This window comes from Actinoplanes sp. NPDC051633 (assembly GCF_040681735.1).
GTDB lineage: Bacteria > Actinomycetota > Actinomycetes > Mycobacteriales > Micromonosporaceae > Actinoplanes.
Genome location: NZ_JBFAZH010001059.1, coordinates 1 through 2,675, shown reverse-complemented (window position 1 = coordinate 2,675; position 2,675 = coordinate 1). Strand labels below are relative to the sequence as shown.

Genomic DNA, 2,675 nt, shown 5'->3' with positions numbered 1-2,675 from the left:
CCTGCGGCGGCAGCTCACCGTCGATCGTGGCGCCGTTCATCAGCGCGAACCGGGTCGCGTTCCACAGCTTGTTGCAGAAGTTGCGGGAGCCCTGACACCACTCCTCGCTGATCGGCACGTCGGAGCCGGGGTTGGCGCCGCGGGCCAGAGTGAACCGGGTGGCGTCGGCGCCGTACCGGTCGATCCAGTCGAGCGGGTCCACCACGTTGCCGAACGACTTCGACATCTTCTTGCCGTGCTCGTCGCGCACCATGCCGTGCAGCGCGATCACATCGAACGGCTGGCGTCCGTCCATCGCGTACAGCCCGAACATCATCATCCGGGCGACCCAGAAGAACAGGATGTCGTAGCCGGTGACCAGCACCGACGTCGGGTAGAAACGCTCCAGCTCGACGGTCTGGTCGGGCCAGCCCATCGTGGAGAACGGCCACAGCGCCGACGAGAACCACGTGTCCAGCACGTCCTCGTCCTGGGTCCAGCCGTCACCGACCGGCGCCTCGTCATCCGGGCCGACGCACACCACCTCGCCGCCCGGGCCGTACCAGACCGGGATGCGGTGACCCCACCACAGCTGGCGCGAGATGCACCAGTCATGCATGTTGTCCACCCACGCGAAGTAGCGCTTCGCCAGCTCCGGCGGCTCGATCGACACCCGGCCGTCGCGCACCGCGTCGCCGGCCGCCTTCGCCAACGGACCGGTCCGGACGAACCACTGCAGCGACAGCCGCGGCTCCACGGTGGTCTTGCACCGCGAGCAGTGACCCACCGAGTGCACGTAGGGCCGCTTCTCCGCGACGATGCGTCCCTGCTCACGCAGAGCGTCCACCACGGCCGGCCGGGCTTCGTACCGGTCCAGACCCTCGAACGGGCCCGGGACGGTGACCACCGCGCGCTCGTCCATGATGGTGATGCTCGGCAGGCCGTGGCGCTGCCCGATCTCGAAGTCATTCGGGTCGTGCGCCGGCGTGACCTTGACCGCGCCCGTGCCGAAGCTCGGGTCGACGTGCTCGTCGGCCACGATCGGGATGCGCCGACCGGTCAGCGGCAGCTCGACCTCGGTGCCGATCAGGTGCCGGTACCGCTCGTCGTCGGGGTGCACGGCCACCGCGGTGTCACCGAGCATCGTCTCGGCCCGGGTGGTCGCCACCACGATTGCGTCGTCGCCGTCGCCATACCGGATCGACACCAGCTCACCGTCGTCGTCCGAGTGGTCCACCTCGATGTCGCTGAGCGCGGTCAGGCAGCGCGGGCACCAGTTGATGATCCGCTCGGCGCGGTAGATCAGCTCGTCCTCGTACAGCCGCTCGAAGATCGTCAGAACCGCGCGGGAGAGCCCGTCGTCCATCGTGAACCGCTCGCGCGACCAGTCGACGGAGTCGCCCAGCCGGCGCATCTGCCCGAGGATGGCGCCGCCGGACTCCGCCTTCCACTGCCACACCCGCTCGACGAAGGCCTCCCGGCCCAAGTCGTGCCGCGACAGCTGCTGGGCGGCCAGCTGCCGCTCCACCACGTTCTGCGTCGCGATGCCGGCGTGGTCCATGCCCGGGAGCCAGAGCACCTCGAAGCCCTGCATCCGCTTGAGGCGCGACAGCGTGTCCTGGATGGTGTGGTCGAGCGCGTGGCCGATGTGCAGCGAGCCGGTCACGTTCGGCGGCGGGATGACGATCGAGAAGGGCGGCTTGTCGCTCTTGGGATCGGCCGTGAACAGCCCGGACGATACCCACGACTCGTACCGCCGCTGCTCTACCTCACCCGGCTGGTATTGGGGGGAGAGTCCACCGGTGGGACGACTGTCGGGAGTACGGGTCTCGGTTGCTTCGCTCACCCGGCAATTCTACGGAGGGGTGGCCGGTGGGCTGCGGGCGGATTACCGCGCCTGTGGATAACTCACCCCGCGAGGTTGTTACGCTCCCCGGATGTCCGAACGCACCGGCGGCCCGACCGACACGAACCCCACCCATGCGGGCGATCCGGCCACCGAGCCCGAGGACATCGAGTCGGCGCGGCCGATCGTGCTGAGCGACGAGCCGGACGAGGGCAGCGACGAGTCCCGCAAGATCCGGGCCCGCAAGATCGTGCTCATCGGACTGCTGGTGGTCGTGGCCATCGGCCTTGCCGGGCTCGCCGTCGCCGGGTTGCGCATCAACTCGCAGAAGGACGCCACCTTGAACCCGCCGACATCGATCGGACGGCTCGCGCTCGATCAGACGGAGGCGGGGAAGACGACCGCGGACTACCTGACCACGGCCCTGGCCGCGGAGGTCGACCTGGACAAGACGGTGGGGGCCGTCTACAGCGACACCGGCGCGCCGGACAAGACCGTGCTGTTCTTCGGCGGGACGGCCTTGATCTGGTCCCCGGAGAACGACCTGGACAGCGCCTTCGACCTGGTGGCCGACGACCAGGGCGCGGTGACGGGCATCCACGAGGTCGACGCCGGCTCGCTGGGCGGCACGATGAAGTGCGGCGCCACGGCAACGGCAGAGGGCGACCTGACGGTGTGCGGCTGGGCCGACCACGGCACGCTGGCGCTGGCTCTGTTCCCGAGCCGCCCGGAAGCCGAGTCGGCCACCCTCATGCGCGAGATCCGCGACGCGACCCAATCCCGCGACTGACAAACCGCTCCGATGCGATAGGCGACCTGAACGACAAATGGCCCGCCCGGCATCGGGTGG

Annotated in this window: 2 protein-coding genes; one reads left to right on the top strand and one right to left on the bottom strand. The window is 69.4% G+C overall.

Features of this window, described 5'->3' with window-relative positions; genetic code table 11:
* Positions 1–1,825 (bottom strand): valine--tRNA ligase (locus tag AB0M20_RS36875; RefSeq protein ID WP_364305352.1); only part of this gene is annotated, 1,825 nt, incomplete at its 3' end.
* Between the two features lie 91 nt (positions 1,826–1,916).
* On the opposite strand from AB0M20_RS36875, the gene AB0M20_RS36870 reads away from it, so the two are divergent.
* Complete coding sequence (locus AB0M20_RS36870) at positions 1,917–2,615, top strand: hypothetical protein (protein WP_364305351.1); 699 nt, start codon at positions 1,917–1,919, stop codon at positions 2,613–2,615.
* Positions 2,616–2,675: the final 60 nt, after the last annotated feature.

What these genes read in the sequence shown, in the direction of transcription:
- AB0M20_RS36870 (WP_364305351.1), top strand. Translation starts at nt 1,917, where the DNA reads ATGTCCGAACGCACCGGCGGCCCGACCGACACGAACCCCACCCATGCG.